15 protein-coding genes are annotated in these 15609 nt (G+C 69.4%); 6 read left to right on the forward strand and 9 right to left on the reverse strand.

Features of this window, described 5'->3' with window-relative positions:
- Window positions 1–4 precede the first annotated feature (4 nt).
- Both B3611_RS09325 and dapE read right to left on the reverse strand, forming a co-directional pair.
- Window positions 5–841 (reverse strand): TIGR00730 family Rossman fold protein, encoded by an 837-nt coding sequence (locus B3611_RS09325; protein ID WP_414646327.1) that lies wholly within the window; start codon window positions 839–841, stop codon window positions 5–7.
- A gap of 47 nt (window positions 842–888) precedes the next feature.
- A complete protein-coding gene (gene dapE / locus B3611_RS09330; RefSeq protein ID WP_291314802.1) occupies window positions 889–1977 on the reverse strand; it encodes a succinyl-diaminopimelate desuccinylase in 1089 nt (362 codons plus the stop codon).
- 47 nt (window positions 1978–2024) lie between these two features.
- Between dapE and B3611_RS09335 the strand changes: the two genes are divergently transcribed.
- The 4 genes from B3611_RS09335 (at window position 2025) to dapD (ending at window position 6891) form a co-directional block, all read left to right on the forward strand.
- The gene (locus B3611_RS09335) at window positions 2025–2969 is read left to right on the forward strand and encodes a succinyltransferase (RefSeq protein WP_291314803.1); all 945 of its coding nucleotides are present in this window, start codon (window positions 2025–2027) and stop codon (window positions 2967–2969) included.
- A gap of 63 nt (window positions 2970–3032) precedes the next feature.
- Window positions 3033–4490, forward strand: a complete 1458-nt coding sequence (locus B3611_RS09340; RefSeq protein ID WP_291314804.1) for an amino acid permease — start codon at window positions 3033–3035, stop codon at window positions 4488–4490.
- Entirely contained in the window at window positions 4487–5920 is a 1434-nt protein-coding gene (locus tag B3611_RS09345) for an amino acid permease (RefSeq protein WP_414646328.1), read from the forward strand. Before B3611_RS09340 ends, B3611_RS09345 begins: the two co-directional genes overlap by 4 nt.
- A 5-nt stretch (window positions 5921–5925) precedes the next feature.
- Window positions 5926–6891, forward strand: coding sequence for a 2,3,4,5-tetrahydropyridine-2,6-dicarboxylate N-succinyltransferase (gene dapD, locus B3611_RS09350; protein ID WP_291314805.1), 966 nt, complete (start codon window positions 5926–5928; stop codon window positions 6889–6891).
- Between the two features lie 76 nt (window positions 6892–6967).
- On the opposite strand, the gene B3611_RS09355 is transcribed toward dapD, so the two are convergent.
- From B3611_RS09355 to typA, 7 genes are all read right to left on the reverse strand, one after another.
- On the reverse strand, window positions 6968–7552 hold the full coding sequence (locus tag B3611_RS09355) for a GtrA family protein (protein ID WP_414646329.1): 585 nt from the start codon (window positions 7550–7552) through the stop codon (window positions 6968–6970).
- A gap of 114 nt (window positions 7553–7666) precedes the next feature.
- The gene (gene dapC, locus B3611_RS09360) at window positions 7667–8758 is read right to left on the reverse strand and encodes a succinyldiaminopimelate transaminase (protein ID WP_291314806.1); all 1092 of its coding nucleotides are present in this window, start codon (window positions 8756–8758) and stop codon (window positions 7667–7669) included.
- 41 nt (window positions 8759–8799) lie between these two features.
- A complete protein-coding gene (gene fdxA, locus B3611_RS09365; protein WP_291314807.1) occupies window positions 8800–9123 on the reverse strand; it encodes a ferredoxin in 324 nt (107 codons plus the stop codon).
- A gap of 13 nt (window positions 9124–9136) precedes the next feature.
- Window positions 9137–9517 (reverse strand): hypothetical protein, encoded by a 381-nt coding sequence (locus B3611_RS09370; RefSeq protein WP_291314808.1) that lies wholly within the window; start codon window positions 9515–9517, stop codon window positions 9137–9139.
- Window positions 9514–10434 (reverse strand): N-acetyl-1-D-myo-inositol-2-amino-2-deoxy-alpha-D-glucopyranoside deacetylase, encoded by a 921-nt coding sequence (mshB, locus tag B3611_RS09375; RefSeq protein WP_291314809.1) that lies wholly within the window; start codon window positions 10432–10434, stop codon window positions 9514–9516. The genes B3611_RS09370 and mshB overlap by 4 nt, the downstream gene beginning before the upstream one ends.
- An 82-nt stretch (window positions 10435–10516) precedes the next feature.
- Window positions 10517–12163, reverse strand: a complete 1647-nt coding sequence (locus B3611_RS09380) for an ABC transporter family substrate-binding protein (RefSeq protein WP_291314810.1) — start codon at window positions 12161–12163, stop codon at window positions 10517–10519.
- Window positions 12164–12174: 11 nt separating this feature from the next.
- Window positions 12175–14091, reverse strand: coding sequence for a translational GTPase TypA (gene typA / locus B3611_RS09385; RefSeq protein ID WP_291314811.1), 1917 nt, complete (start codon window positions 14089–14091; stop codon window positions 12175–12177).
- Between the two features lie 210 nt (window positions 14092–14301).
- Here typA and B3611_RS09390 point away from each other — a divergent pair, with 210 nt between their 5' ends.
- Both B3611_RS09390 and B3611_RS09395 read left to right on the forward strand, forming a co-directional pair.
- Window positions 14302–14994 (forward strand): hypothetical protein, encoded by a 693-nt coding sequence (locus B3611_RS09390; RefSeq protein ID WP_291314812.1) that lies wholly within the window; start codon window positions 14302–14304, stop codon window positions 14992–14994.
- Between the two features lie 2 nt (window positions 14995–14996).
- Window positions 14997–15533: a DUF402 domain-containing protein gene (locus B3611_RS09395; protein ID WP_291314813.1), complete on the forward strand. Its 537-nt coding sequence runs from the start codon at window positions 14997–14999 to the stop codon at window positions 15531–15533.
- The last annotated feature ends 76 nt before the right edge of the window (window positions 15534–15609 follow it).

A 15609-nucleotide genomic window follows, 5' to 3' on the forward strand; every position in this document is an offset into this window, starting at 1 on the left:
GCACCTAGCGGGCACCGCCCTCGCGGATGCGCTCGTCGGTCATGACCTGGTGGGCCTCGACGATGTAGCCCACGGCCTCCTCGACGGAGTCGGTGACCAGGAACAGTTCGTCGTCCCCCTCGGAGACGAGGCCCCGGGCGAGCTGCTGGTCCCGGATCCACTCGACCAGTCCACCCCAGAATTCGGTGCCCAGGAGGACGATCGGGAAATTGGTCACCTTGCCCGTCTGCACCATCACGAGCACCTCGAAGAGCTCGTCGAGGGTGCCGTAGCCGCCCGGCAGGGCGACGAACGCCTGCGAGTATTTGAGGAACATGGTCTTGCGGGCGAAGAAGTAGCGGAAGTTCAGGCCCAGGTCGACCCAGTCGTTCAACCCCTGTTCGAAGGGCAGCTCGATGCCCAGGCCCACCGACATGCCGCCGGCGTCGTGGGCGCCACGGTTGGGCCCCTCCATCAGGCCCGGCCCGCCGCCGGTGATGACGGCGTAACCGGCGTCGACAAGCGCCGCCCCCAGCTCCCGCGCCTGCTCGTACTCGGCCGTGCCCTCGCCCAGGCGGGCGGAACCGAAGACCGTGACGGCCTTGGGCAGGTCGGAGAGGGCGTCGAACCCGGCGACGAACTCGGACTGGATGCGCATGACGCGCCACGGGTCCGCGTGCTTCCAGTCATGGTCCGAGCTCCCGCGCGACTCCAGCAGGCGCTGGTCGTGGGTGGAGGACTGCTTCGCGGCCGAGCGCAGCATGATCGGCCCGCGCAGCTTGCGGTCCTTGTGCGGCTTGGCGTGCTCCTCCACCTCCTTGCGGAGCTTGGAGTGCGGCTTGGGGGTCTTGTGGGGCGCCAAGGTTGCCTTCTTCCGGTTCTGCGGTTGGTTGGGTCCGGGCCGCTGCCCTACCCGGCCAGGTAGGCGTCCAGGATCCGCGCCACGGTGCGGATCTGTTCCACCGGGCACTGTTCGTCCTTCGTATGGGCGTATCCCGGGTCGCCCGGACCGAAGTTCACGGCCGGAACCCCCAGGCTAGAGAAGCGGGCAACATCCGTCCATCCGAACTTGGCGCGGTACTGCCCGCCGACTGCGGCGACCAGCGCCGCCGCGACCGGGTCGTCCAGGCCCGGAAGCGCTGCGGGGGCCACGTCATCCCACACCAGCTCGAGGCCGTCCTCGAGGGCGAGGACCTCCTCCAGGTGCGCCTTCGCGTCCTCGACGGAGCGGTCGGGGGCGTAGCGGAAGTTCACTGTCAGCTGCGCCTCGTCCGGGATGGTGTTGGTGGCCACGAAGCCCTCCATCCCCACCACGTTGAGCCCCTCGCGGTACTCGCAGCCGGCGATGGTGACCCGGCGCGGCTCGTACGCCGCGACCCGTGCGAGCACGCCCGCCAGCTCGTGGGCGGCGTTGACACCCAGCCAGCTGCGCGCGGAGTGGGCGCGCTTCCCGTGCGCGCGGACGAAGACGCGGATGGAACCCTGGCAGCCGGCCTCCACGACGGCACCCGAGGGCTCGCCCAAAAGCGCGATGTCGCCCTCGAGCAGCTCCGGGCGGTCGCGCTCGAGGTGGAACAGGCCGTTGTACTCGGTGCTGACCTCCTCCGCCTCGTACGCGATGAGCGTGAGGTCGAAGGCGCTGTCACTGGACGTCGCAAAGCGGGCGAAGGCCCCGAGGTAGCAGGCCAGGCCCGATTTCATGTCCACCGAGCCGCAGCCGTAGAGCACGTCGCCCTCGATGCGGTGCGGGGTGTTGCCCGCCAGGGGCACCGTGTCGATGTGCCCGGCGAGCACGACACGCTGCGCCTTTCCCGCGTGCGTGCGCGCCACGATGGTGTTGCCCGTGCGGATCAGCTCGATCCCGTCGAGCTCGGCCAGGGCCGCGTGGATCGCATCCGCGATGTCCCCCTCGTTGTGGGAGGGCGACTCGATGTCGATCAGCGCCGCGGTCAGGTCGACGGGGTCTGCGAACAGGTTCAGTGAAGCCACGCGGGCCATCCTAGCGGGTGCGCGGCGGCGCCACCCGGGCCGATAGGATGGCAGTCATGGTGCCGTTTCGGACAGTAGGAGCTCAGGCAACGGGGATCGCGAACATCGCGTCCGACGGGACGGTGCTGGACACCTGGTACCCCTCCCCCGCGCTGATCGAGGACGGTTCGATGAGCGGCGAGCTTGTCGACGGCACCGTGCGCGTGTCCGCCCGCGACCTGTCGGACCGGTTCCTCGCCATCGTTGGGATGGACCGCGACCGCCTCGTGGAGCTCGTGCCCGTGCGCACCACTATCACGGACCTCTCCCTCCCTCCCCGCGACGCCCACGACGTCTACCTGCGCCTGCACCTGCTCTCCCACCGCCTGGTACGCCCCCTCGAGCTCAACATGCACGACTGCCTCACCCACCTCGTGCCGGTGGTGTGGACCAACAAGGGCCCGTGCCTGCCGGACAACTTCGAGTTCATCCGGGCGAACCTGCGCTCGCGCGGGCAGATCCACGTCTACGGCATCGAGCGGCTCCCGCGCATGGTGGATTACGTGGTGCCCTCGGGGGTCTCCATCGCCGAGGCCGAGCGGGTGCGCCTGGGCGCCTACCTCGCGCCGGGCACCTCGGTGCTGCGGGAGGGCTACGTTTCCTGGAACGCGGGGGCGCTGGGCCCGGCGCGGATCGAGGGGCGCCTGTCCTCGGCGGTGACGGTCGGCGAGGGGACGGACCTCGGCCTGTCGGCCGCGCTCATGGCGGGGATCGGCGAGGGGCGCAACCGCGCGCCGATGCGCGTGGGCCGGGGCTGCCGGCTCCACGCCTCCGCCGGGGTGATCGGGGTGGACCTCGGGGACCGCTGCGAGATCGGCGTGAACGTGATGCTGGAGCCGTCGACGGCCATCTTCGACTCACGATCCGGGAGGGTGGTCCCGGCCAGTGAGATTGCAGGTCACAGCGATATTGCCGTCCTCAACGAGCCCAACTCGGCCTGCCCCGTGCTCCGCCCGCGCTAAACCCGCAGGCTGACACGGGCAACCTATGCCCCGCCGGGCGTGGCGGGTGTTTAAAGTGAAGCCATGCCACACACCGTCCCACCACCGTCCCCCGGGGCCGGAGCAGCGCCCGAGGCGGGCCAGCCGGACCCCGCGCCCGGGCTGCGGCGCGAGCTGAAGACCCGCCACCTGACCATGATGGGCCTCGGCTCCGCCATCGGCGCCGGGCTGTTCCTCGGCACCGGTGTCGGCATCGCCGCCGCCGGCCCCGCCGTCGTCCTCGCCTACCTCGTCGCAGGCGCGATCACCGTCTGCGTGATGCAGATGCTCGCCGAGATGGTCGCGGCGCGACCCTCCTCCGGCACCTTCTCCACCTACGCCGACCAGGCCTTCGGCTCCTGGGCGGGCTTCGCCGTGGGCTGGCTGTACTGGTTCATGATGGTGATGATCATGGCCGTGGAAATCACCGGCGCCTCCGCCATCATCGCCGGCTGGCTGGGCATCTCCGCCTGGATCCCGGCGCTGGCGGCCATCGTGGTGTTCACCGCGATCAACTTCGCGGCGGTGCGCAACTACGGGGAGTTCGAGTTCTGGTTCGCCCTGATCAAGGTCACCGTCATCGTCGCCTTCCTGGTCCTCGGCGTCCTGCTCTGGCTGGGCGTTCTGCCCGGCACGGACTTCGTGGGCCTGCACAACGTCTCCGGCGTGGGCTTCATGCCCAACGGCTGGGGCGGTGTCGCCACCGCGCTCCTGGCCGTGGCCTTCGCCTTCGGCGGCATCGAGATGGTGACCATCGCCGCGGCCGAGTCGGAGGAGCCGGAAACGGCGGTGCATTCCGCGATCCGCTCCATCATCTGGCGCATCGGCACCTTCTACATCGGCTCCGTGCTCCTCATCGCCCTGCTGCTGCCCTACGAGGAGATCGGCGGGGCGAAAGACGCCTCCGAATCGCCCTTCACCTCCGTGCTGCGCCTCGCGCACATCCCGGGCGCGGTGGGGATCATGGAGGTCGTCATCGTCATCGCCCTGCTCTCCGCCTGCAACACGCAGATCTACGGTTCGTCGCGCTTCCTGCACAACCTCGCCGAGCGTGGCGACGCCCCGAGCTTCTTCCGGGCCACCGACCCGCGCGGCGTGCCCCTGCGCAGCGTGGTGCTCTCCGTCATCTTCGGTTTCATCGCCGTGGGCCTGCAGTACTGGAACCCGCCGGGCCTGCTCGCCTTCCTGCTCAATGCGGTGGGCGGGTGCCTGATTGTCATTTGGTTCGTCATCGCGTTTTCCTACCTTCGCATCCACCCGCGCATTGTCGCCTCCGGGGAGATCACGCACGTGCGCATGTGGGCGCCGAAGGTGCTGCCCTGGGCCACCGTCGCGCTGGCCGCTGTCATCGTCGTGCTCATGGCCACCACCGCGGAAGGGCGCTTCCAGATCCTCGCGGTGGCCGTGGTCGTCGGAGTGATCACGCTCGCCGGCGTTGCCTACACCCGCTCCCCCGCCTTCCGGCGCCGCTCCGCCGACTCCCCCGAAAGGACCACCCGATGAGCTTTACCAGCCACACTCCCCCTCCCGCCCGTCCGCCGACAGGCGCCGGGGCGTCCGACACCGCCCCCCTCGGCAACGGCCTGAAGTCGCGCCACCTGACCCTCATGGGGCTGGGCATGTCCATCGGCGCCGGGCTCTTCCTCGGTGTCGGCGCCGGCATCAGGGCCGCCGGGCCCGCCATCCTCCTCGCCTACGTCATCGCGGGCCTGGTGGTCATCTCCGTCATGCGCATGCTCGGTGAGATGGCCGCGGCCCGGCCGTCGCCGGGATCGTTTTCCACCTACGGCCGCCAGGCCTTTGGCCGCTGGGCCGGGTTCCTGCTCGGCTGGCTGTACTGGTTCCTCCTCACCATGGTCGGCGGCGCGGAGATCACCGGCGCCTCCGCCATCATGGGCGGCTGGTTCGGGGTGCCGGCGTGGATCCCCGCGCTGGTCGCTGTGGCCTTCTTCGCGGTGGTCAACCTCGCACAGGTGAAGGGCTTCGGCGAGTTCGAGTACTGGTTCGCGATGATCAAGATCGTCGTCATCGTAGCCTTCCTCATCATCGGCGCGGCCCTCTTCCTCGGCCTCCTGCCGGGCACCGGGTTCGCGGGGCTGGACAACGTCCGCGAGTCCGGCTTCGCGCCCAACGGCATTCCCGGCATCGCCGCGGGCCTTCTCGCGGTGGCCTTCGCCTTCGGGGGCATCGAGGTGGTCACCATCGCGGCGGCCGAGTCCGCCGACCCGGCCCAGGCCGTGAAAAACGCGGTGAACTCCATCATCTGGCGCATCGCGCTGTTCTACATCGGCTCGGTGATCATCATCATCCTGCTGCTGCCCTACGCACAGATCGACGCCGCGGACACCGCCGCCGACTCACCCTTCACCCAGGTCCTCTCCCTGGCCCACATTCCGGGCGTTGCCGGGTTCATGGAGGCGATCATCGTCCTCGCGCTGCTCTCCGCCTTCAACGCCCAGATCTATGGCACCTCGCGCATGATCTTCCAGCTGGCAAAGGACGGCGACGCGCCGCGGGTCTTCCGGCGGACAAACAGCAGCTCCGTGCCGACCAACGCCGTGCTGCTCTCCGTCTTCTTCGCCTTCGTCTCCGTCGGGTTGCAGATGTGGAACCCGCCCGGGCTGCTGGACTTCCTCATGAGCGCAGTGGGCGGCTGCCTCATCGTCACCTGGGTGATGATCACCCTGAGCTTCATCAAGCTGCGCCCCGAGATGGACGCCAGCGGGGAGAACTCCGCGGTGCGCGCCCACCGCGGGTCATGGATCCCGTGGGTCACCCTCGCCGCGCTCGTCGGGCTCACGCTGCTGATGCTGTCCGACCCCGCCGCCCGGGGCCAGATCCTCTCGGTCCTCGTCATCTCGGGCTTCCTCATCGTGGTGTCCTTCTTCACGCGCGGTGCCCGACCGTCGGCCGCGGACGATGATCTAAGCTAGCGGGCATGACTTCTGCGATCGCGCGTGGAATTGCCACGGTCACATACGACGGTACTGTCCTCGACGTCTGGTTCCCCGCCCCCAAGCTGGGCGAACCCGTCACCCAGAACGGCACGAAACGCCTGGAGGAGGCCGACGCCCGCTTCGAGCACCTCGTGGGGCCGGACGAGGACCGCGGGGTCGCCCGCGTCGCCGTCGAGACCTCCATCGAGGACCTCAGCGCCCCCGCGATCGACGCCTACGATGTCTACCTGCGCCTGCACCTCCTCTCCCACCGCCTCATCGCCCCGCACGGCGCGAACATGGACGGCGTCTTCGGACTGCTCGCCAACGTCGTGTGGACCAACTACGGCCCCTGCGCGGTGGCGGACTTCCAGATGACGCGCGGCCGGCTCGCGGCCAAGGGCCCGGTGGTCGTCTTCTCCGTGGACAAGTTCCCGCGCATGGTGGACTACGTCGTCCCCTCCGGCGTGCGCATCGGCGACGCCGACCGCATCCGGCTCGGTGCCCACCTCGCGGAAGGCACAACCGTGATGCACGAGGGCTTCGTAAACTTCAACGCCGGCACCCTCGGTGCCTCGATGGTCGAGGGGCGCATCTCCGCGGGGGTGACCGTCGGCGACGGCACGGACATCGGCGGGGGCGCGTCCATCATGGGCACGCTCTCCGGCGGAGGCAAGGAGACCATCACACTCGGTGAGCGCTGCCTCCTCGGCGCGAACGCGGGCGTGGGCATTTCGCTTGGCGACGACTGCATCGTCGAGGCCGGCCTTTACGTCACCGCCGGCACCAAGGTGGCCCTGAGCCCCGAGGTCGCCGCCGCCCTGGGTCAGCCCGAGGGCGCGGAGGTCAAGGCCCTCGAGCTGTCCGGGAGGAACGGCCTGCAGTTCCGCCGCAACTCGCTCACCGGCTCCGTGGAGGTCGTTCCCGCCAAGGGCATCGAGCTGAACGAGGCGCTGCACAAGAACTAACCGGAAACCGGGCAGAAGAAACAGCGAGAGCCGGGCACCCGCGCGGGTGCCCGGCTCTCGTGCTGCCCGGGGTAGGTCAGAGCGCGGTCTCCAGGGGTGCGACCTTGGGTTTGCCGAAGGCCCAGAACTTGTTGATGATGAAGTTCACGGGCATCGCGATCAGCGTGGAGATCGCCTGCGCCCAGTAGGATTTGGTCCGCAACCCGCTTGAGCCGTCGAAGACGTCGCTCGGCAATGCGATGGGTGAGGTCGGGTTCATCAGCAGGGTGAGCAGCGTCAGCGAGACCACGAAGGCGACCAAGCCGGTGGCGAGGAAGGGAAAGAAGCCCCGCAGCCACGACTTCTGGGGGATCCTGCGGAACGTCCAGGAGCGGTTCAGCTGGTAGTTCCACACGTTCGCCACCACGAACGCGATCGTCGACAGGGCGTGGTACCAGCGCACGTTCCACCGCGTGCCGAAGAGGTTGAACAGGGCGTCGTACTCGTGGCCGCCGCCGTGCTCGAGCATCTTGTTCGCCACGTAGAAGATGAGGAAATTCACCACCACGCCGGAGCCACCGACGATGCCGAACTTCACGAATTCCCTCATGCCGGTGGCGAAGCGGACCGCGAAGCTGCCTCCGCCAGAGTGGTTCACCTGCGCGGATTCGGTTGCGGGCATGAGGCTCCTTTACGGGATGGGCGGGCACAAACTAACCCGTCGATTCTAGTTGTCACCCCTCCCGCGCGAGGAACCCGGCACGCGGACACGGCATCCGGCGCAGTGTGAGCTTGCCTACTCCGCGAGGCGCCGCGCTGCGGCCGCGATGCGGTCGTCCGTGGCGGTCAGGCCGATGCGCACGTGGTTCGCGCCGGCGGGGCCGTAGAAGTCGCCGGGGGCAGCGAGGATGCCGCGCTGCGCGAGCCAGTCGAGGCTCTGCCGCGCGTCGGCGCCGTCGCGCCGCGCCCAGAGGTAGAGGCCCGCCTCGGAGTCGTCCACCCGGAAGCCGGCGCCGATGAGCGCCTTGAGCAGGACGGCGCGGCGGTGGGCGTAGGTGAGGCGCTGAATTTCCTCGTGCGTGTCGTCGAGAAGCGCCGCAACCATCGCGTGCTGGATGGGGCCGGGAACCATGAGGCCGGCGTGCTTGCGCACGAGCAGAAGCTCCTGGATCAGCGCCTCGTCACCGGCGAGGAATCCCGCGCGGTAGGAGGCCATGTTGGAGGTCTTGGACAGCGAGTGGATGGCGATGAGGTTGCTGTTGTCGCCGTCGGTCACCCGGGGGTCGAGGATGGAAACCGGCTCGGCCGACCAGCCGAGGCCCATGTAGCACTCGTCGGAGGCGATGATCGCGCCGGTCTCCCGGGAAAACTCCACCCAGCGGCGCAGCTCGTCGACGCCGAGCACCCGGCCCGACGGGTTGGACGGGGAGTTGATGAACACCAGCGACGCGCCCTCGACGGGCTCGTCGGAACGCGCGATGCCGCAGCCCGCGATGAGCGCACCGACCTCGTACGTCGGGTAGGCGACCTCGGGAATCACGACGGTGCCACCGCGCAGGCCGAGCGTGGTGGGCAGCCAGGCGATGGCCTCCTTCGTGCCCACCACGGGCAGGACGGAGGCCGGTCCCAGGCCCGCCGCGTTGTAGCGGCGCTCCAGGGCGGATGCGATGGCGTCGCGAAGCTCGGGCGTGCCCATCGTCTGCGGGTAACCGGGGGCCGCCGCGTTCTCGGCGAGCGCGAGCTGGATGGCGGGGTCGACGGCGTCAACCGGGGTCCCCACGGACAGGTCGATGATGCCGTCGGGGTGCGCGGCGGCCTTCGCCTTGACGTTCGCGATGGTGTCCCACGGGAAATCGGGGAGCCGGGCCCCCAGGGGTGTACGGTCCATCAACGTCTTCGCCTTCCTGCGCGCTGGGAGTGTGGGGTTTTCTAGTCCTGGTTCTGCGGCGGCAGGGCGGCGATCATCGGGTGATCGAAGTCCAGCTTGCCCGTCTTGGCGGCTCCGCCCGGGGAGCCGAGCTCGTCGAAGAAACCGACGTTGGCGTCGTAGTAGTCGGACCACTCGTCCGGGGTGTCATCCTCGTAGAAGATGGCCTCGACGGGGCAGGCCGGTTCGCAGGCACCGCAGTCGACGCACTCGTCCGGGTGGATGTAGAGCATGCGCTTGCCCTCGTAGATGCAGTCAACGGGGCACTCCTCTACGCAGCCGCGGTCCATAACATCCACGCATGGTTGGGCAATCACGTAAGTCATGCCCGCCATTATGTCACTTGCGCCTGGCCAGGGGCCAAACGCCACCCACCACGCCCGCCAGCAGCAGCGCCACCGTGGAGAGGCTGGCCGGCACGAGCATCGTGCCCGCCGCGGCGGGCAGGGCGAACATGAACGCGAACAGGCACACGAGCCACACCCCCAGCGGGATGAGGGCGACCGCCGGATTCGGGCTCCACAGCCGTGCGGTCCTCGTGAGAACGGCGTTGAACAGCGCGGCCACGACCACGGAGAGGGGAAAGGGCACACCGAACACGCGGGCGCCGAGGTAGACCACCTCGAGCAGGGCGGACAGCGCCGCCCCAACGCTCAGCCAGACCAGGCCGCCGATCGCTTCCGCCCGGGAGAAGTCGTCGCGCACGACCGGCCGGGTCACCTCGCTCCCCCGTCGTGGTCCCCGCGCTCGATCCCGTCCAGCAGCCCGCCGCCCGGGGTGAGCGGCAAACCGGCGCCGCTGCGGTAGTGCTCGCGCCGAGTGACCACCTGGGTGACCAGGTTCGACAGCGCGTAGGCGGTCAGCTCCCCGCCCGCCACAGCGGCGTGGGGGTTGGTCTCCGAGGTAGCGCCGTCGCCGATCCAGATCTGGGTGGCGTGGGCGCGCATGGCCTCGACCTTGGCCGCGTAGGTCTCATCGTCGAGCTCCACCCACGTCTCCGTCTCGTCCACCGCGTCGAGCTCCCCGGGGGCGGGCATGGTCCAGCCCTCGGGTGCGGCGGCGGGCAGGCCGGCCTCGAGCTCGGAGCGCAGCCGCGCGGCCCACACGAGCCGGGGCACACCGGTGCGCTCGGCGGCGGCGTGGGCCAGCTCGTGGGCCCGGATGTGGTCCGGGTGGCCGTACCCGCCGTCGGGGTCGTACGTGATCACCAGGTGCGGGCGCTCCGCCGCGAAAATGGCCGCGAGCTTCTCGACGCCCCCCTCACCGCTGTTCACCAGGGACCGCGGGTTCCGGCTGGCCGGCGAGCCCGCCATCCCGCTGTCCCGGTAGTGCCCGGCGCCGCCGAGGAACACCCCTCGCACCCCGAGGATGCCGAGGGCGCGGTGCAGCTCGTGGATGCGGAAACCGCCGAGCTGGTCGGCCTCGTCCTGGATGAGCTGCTGGTAGGTCTCCCCGATCACCTCCCCCTCCTCACCGAGGGTGCAGGTGACCACCAGAACGTCCGCGCCGCGGCGCGCGAGGTCCGCCAGCGCCCCGCCGGTGGAGATGGATTCGTCGTCCGGGTGGGCGTGGACGGCGACGACGCGGTACCCTTCCAGGTCCCGTGTCCTTCCCGCGCCGGGGGTGTGCTCGCTCACGTTTCTCTTCTCCTCGTTCGTCGGCGGTGGGGTGTCAGTGCTCTGAGCTGCCCCAGGTTGGTCTGGGGTGACCTGGGCTGACCTAGGGCGTGCGCGCCGGGGCGCCGAGCCGCCACGTGGGCGCGGTGGCCACCCCGTCGGGCCACGCACCGAGGTCCACGTCCGGCCCCACGATACCGCCGGTGAGTGCGTAGACCCGCTTCTCCCCCAGAAGCGGCACCCACACGTTCGCGCGGTCCAGAGCCTCCGCCACGGCGGCCGGCGCGTTGTCGGCGGTGACGCGCCCGGCGAGCACGTCGTTGGCCAGGGCCTCCGTCGCGGGGGTGCACAACCCGGAGAGGTTGCCGGCGCGGTACTTCTCCGGCGGGCAGTACAACCGGCCCGCCAGGTTGGCGGCGGAGCCGGTGTCCGTGGACCAACCCACCACCACGTCCAGCTCACCGGAAGGCAGCCCCTCGGAGGCCATGCGCTGGGTGTCGGTGGAGACCACCTGGGAGGTCACACCGCGCGAGGCCAGCAGATCAACCAGCGAGCGCGCCGCGGCGGCCGCCTGAGGGTCGGCGGGGTCCGCCCCCACCCGCAGCGGGCGGTTGCCCTCCACCAGCCGGGGCAGCATCGCGGGCGGGTCCTCGCGCACGGGGCCGTGATCGGCCACCACGAGGTCGGCGGTGCGCCCCGCGGCGACCCGGGCGATGAGGGGGACGTCGATAAGCGAGCGTAGTTCGGCGCGCGCCTCGTCCGTGGCGAGCAGCGGCGAGGTGACCGACAGCGTCACCCCGAGCGTGCGCGGGGAATCGACGAAGCGGGTCTGCACACCGGGGACCATGGAGAATACGGTCCCGCTCGTCTCGGCGGGCGTCGCGTCGACGAAGGCGACCTGTCCCACGCGCAACTGGTCGGCAGTCTGCGTGGTGTCGCGCACTCCGTTGAGGGTGAGCACGTCAATCTGCGCCGGGTTGGCTCCCCAGAACCGGTCGTTGCGGTTGAGCGTGACGGTCCCCCGTCCGCGGTCGACGTTGGCCACCATGTAGCGCCCGGCGGAGGCGGGGATGGTCGTGCCCAGCGCCCCGGCGAAGTCCGAGGCGTCCGCGGCGAGCACGTGGGAGGGCAGGAGGAAGTCGAACAGGGAGCGCCAGTCGCGCACGGGGGCGGAGAAGTCGACGTCGACGACCTTGCCGTACCCGCCCTGGATGCGCACCTGGGAAATGGCCCGGTAGCCGGCAGGGTCCACCACCCCGGGGGTGCGCGTCATGCCGCGCCAGAGGTAGGCGAAGTCGGCGCCGGTGATGGGGGTTCCGTCGGACCACTGCGCCTCGTCGGCGATGATGTAGCGCACCGTCATGGCCACGCCCGGCCCGGGGGTCGTGGGCAACTGCGTCGCGGCGCGCACCACGTCGGGGTTGCGCCTGCCGTCTACGAAGACGCTGGGCAGCACGAGCTTTGCGACGGAGCGCACCACCTCCGACTCGTCCGCCACGAGGTGCGGGTTCAGACCGTTGCGCACCGGGTCGACCCCCACCTGCACCTGCGTGCGCGCGGTTGGGTCGGGGGCGGCGGGCACCGTGGTGGTGGCGGTGGTGGTGGTCCCCGCCGCCGCGCGCTCGGGCTCCACCAGCGGAGGCGGGCCGGGGTTGGCGGCGCAGGAGGCGAGCACGCCCGCAGCAAAAAGCACCGCGCCCACCTTCACGGAGGCGGCGGGCGGCGGTGCGATCGTGCGTAGGGGTTTCATCCCCCGGGATATTACTTGTTCTGCTGCTTGGCGCGGGAGCGGGCGCGGCCGCGCTCGGTGGAGTTGAGGATGATCTTGCGCACGCGCATCGCCTCGGGGGCGACCTCGACGCACTCGTCCTCGTCACAGAACTCGATGGCCTCGTCCAGGGAGAGGGTGCGGGCCTTCGCCAGCGTCACCGTCGTGTCCGCGGAGGCGGCACGCATGTTGGTGAGCTTCTTCTCCTTGGTGATGTTGATGTCCATGTCCTCGTCGCGGGTGTTCGCGCCGACGACCATGCCCTCGTAAGTCTCCGCGCCGGGCTCGACGAAGAAGTCGCCGCGGTCGGCGAGCTGCGTCAGGGCGTAGGCGGTGACCTGGCCGGTGCGGTCGGCGACCAGCGAGCCGGTCGGGCGGCCCTTGATCTCTCCGGCCCACGGGCGGTGCTCGATGGAGTAGGAGTTGGCGATGCCCGCGCCGCGGGTGTCGGTGAGGAAGGTGGTGCGGAAACCGATCAGGCCACGGGACGGAACGTCGAACTCCATGCGGACCCAATCGCCGGCGGCGGCGTTGCTCATCGCCGTCATCTGGCCCTTGCGGTTGGCCATCAGCTGGGTCACCGCCCCCTGGTACTCGGAGGGCACGTCAATGACCATGTGGTCGAAGGGCTCGTAGGTCTTGCCGTCGACCTCCTTGGTCACCACGCGGGGCTTGCCCACGGTGAGCTCGAAGCCCTCTCGGCGCATCGTCTCGATGAGCACGGTCAGCGCCATCTCACCGCGGCCCTGGACCTCCCAGGCGTCCGGGCGCTCGGTGGGAAGAACGCGGATGGAGACGTTGCCGATGAGCTCCTGGTCCAGACGCGCCTTGATCATGCGGGCGGTGAGCTTGGTGCCGCCGCCGCGGCCCGCCATCGGCGAGGTGTTCACGCCGATGGTCATGGAGATGGCCGGCTCGTCGACCTGGATGCGCGGTAGCGGATCAACGTGGTCCGGGTGGGTCAGCGTGTCGCCGATCATGATCTCGTCGATGCCGGAGACGGCGGCGATGTCGCCCGCGACAACCTCACCGGTGGCGGGAACGCGATCCAGGCCCTCGGTGACGAGGAGCTCGGCGATCTTCACGTTCTTCACGTGCTGGCCGCCCTCGGAGTCGTAGTGGATCCAGGCCACGGTGTCGCCCTTCTTCACGGAGCCACGGTAGACGCGGATGAGGGCGATACGGCCGAGGAAGGAGGAGGAGTCCAGGTTGGCCACCTGCGCCTGGAAGGGGGCACTCACGTCCGCGGAGGGCTCGGGGAGGACGTCGTAGATGACGTCGAAAAGCGGCTGCAGGTTCTCGTGGTCGGGCAGGTTGCCGTTGCCCGGGTTCTCCAGGGAGGCGCGGCCGGCGCGGCCGGAGGTGTAGAGCACGGGAAGCTCCAACAGGCCCTCGGCGGCCTCGGCGGCCTCCGGGTCCTCGAGGCCGGCTCCGAGCTCGAGGAGCAGGTCCTGGGCCTCGTCGACGACCTCGTCAATGCGGGCGTCGGGGCGGTCGGTCTTGTTCACACAGATAATGACGGGCTTCTTGGCCTCGAGGGCCTTGCCCAGCACGAAGCGGGTCTGCGGGAGCGGGCCCTCGGAGGCGTCGATGAGCAGGACAACACCGTCGACCATCGAGAGGCCGCGCTCGACCTCGCCGCCGAAGTCGGCGTGTCCCGGGGTGTCGATGACGTTGATGACGAGGTCGGCGCCGTCCTTGCCCTGGCCGACGCGGCGGATGGCGGTGTTCTTGGCCAGGATGGTGATTCCGCGCTCGGATTCGAGTTCACCGGAGTCCATGACACGGTCACCGTGCTCGCCGTGCTCGCTGAACACGCCGGACTGCTCCAGCATTGCGTTGACGAGGGTGGTTTTACCGTGGTCAACGTGCGCCACGATGGCGACGTTGCGAAATTCAGGATGCGACACTGACTCGGTGCTCCTTAAAGCATTAGGTGTAAATAACGTTTAAACCCTACCCCCTACCCCGCCGGTGCGCAGTGTGCGGGTGGCGCGGTGAGGCAAATTATTGACGCCATTCGCAGGCTTCCCGCTTGACTGGGAAACTCAAGTGACTATGGTGACTAGAGTTACATAAGTTGCCTAATGCTCATTGTTTTCTCCACATAAGGATTCCACGTGTCCCCTGCCGCAGCCGCGCCGCGCACCCGTCGCCTGATGCGCACCGCCGCCCTGACAGCCGCGCTCACCCTCGGCCTAACCGGGGTCGCCGCGGCGGACCCCGCCGCCAATGCGCAGTCCTCACCTTTCCTCGACGAGCTGGGCCGACCCACCCCGCTGACCGTCCAGAAGGTCAACGAGTTCGCCAACCAGCCCTTCGTCCCCCCGCAGATCGCCGAGACCCTGCGCACCGCGGTGCGTTTCTACGCCGGACAAGGCCAGCCGGGCGGCCCGGCCCTCCCCGAGGGCGGGCCAGCCTTCACCCAGTTCCTCTGGCCCACCGTCGCGCTGAACTGCATGGGGCCGGGCATGAACTCCACCGCCTCCGCTATCGCAGTCCCCGGCCCGACCTCCATTCCAGCCCCTGGCGCGCGCGAGGGTCAGGCGGTGTTCACCTTCACCGCCCTGGGCACCCCGGCCGCCGCGGAGGAGCAGGGAGGCATGAACGTTTACTGGGTGAACGTGTCCAACGCCCGCGTCGGCGTAACACCCTTAGGTAACAATCGTATAAACCCAACAGGACCGGCGACGCTGTCCGGCACCGCCGACACAGGGGCCGGCACGGTGCTCGCCGTCGTTGGCGGAAGTGTGCGCACCACCTCCAACGTCTGTTTCTTTGCCCCGACCGCCGCTAGTTTCAACGTGAGGTAACCATGAGCGCCGACCTTCACCCCGTGAAGCAGGAAACCTTTGACACGGCGACCAACACCAACACCGATCCGAAGGGCTACCTGCGGGAGGTGGACACCTTCAAGGTGACGGACTTCGGCCTGTACATGGCCCGCGGGGCCAACCACCCCAAGTTCGGCTACCTGGAAAGCTGGCTCCTGCCCGACCTCGGTCTGCGCGCCAACATCTTCCACTTCCGCGAGGGCGTGGACGTCGAGCAGGACTTTTACTTCGACGTTGCCGACATCGAGGTTGACGGGGACGTGTGGCACGCCCGCGACCTGTATGTCGACCTCGTCTCCCAGACCGGCAACCCCATCGACGTGCTCGACATTGACGAGCTCGCCGCCGCCACCTCCGCCGGTTACATCAGCGCCGAGGAGGCAGAGAAGGCCATCGATGTCACCCTCACCGCCGTGGAGGGCATCACCCGCCACGACGACGATGCCATGGAGTGGCTGCGCACCCTCGGCATCGAGCTGACCTGGGCCAAGGATGTCGATCTCGCCCCTGCCGGTTAGCCCGGGAACGTCACCGCGCTCGTACCGCAAACCCCGTCACCGCACCGGTGGCGGGGCTTTTTCGTGCCCGGCGGGG

Source organism: Corynebacterium sp. UBA2622 (genome assembly GCF_002339505.1).
GTDB lineage: Bacteria > Actinomycetota > Actinomycetes > Mycobacteriales > Mycobacteriaceae > Corynebacterium.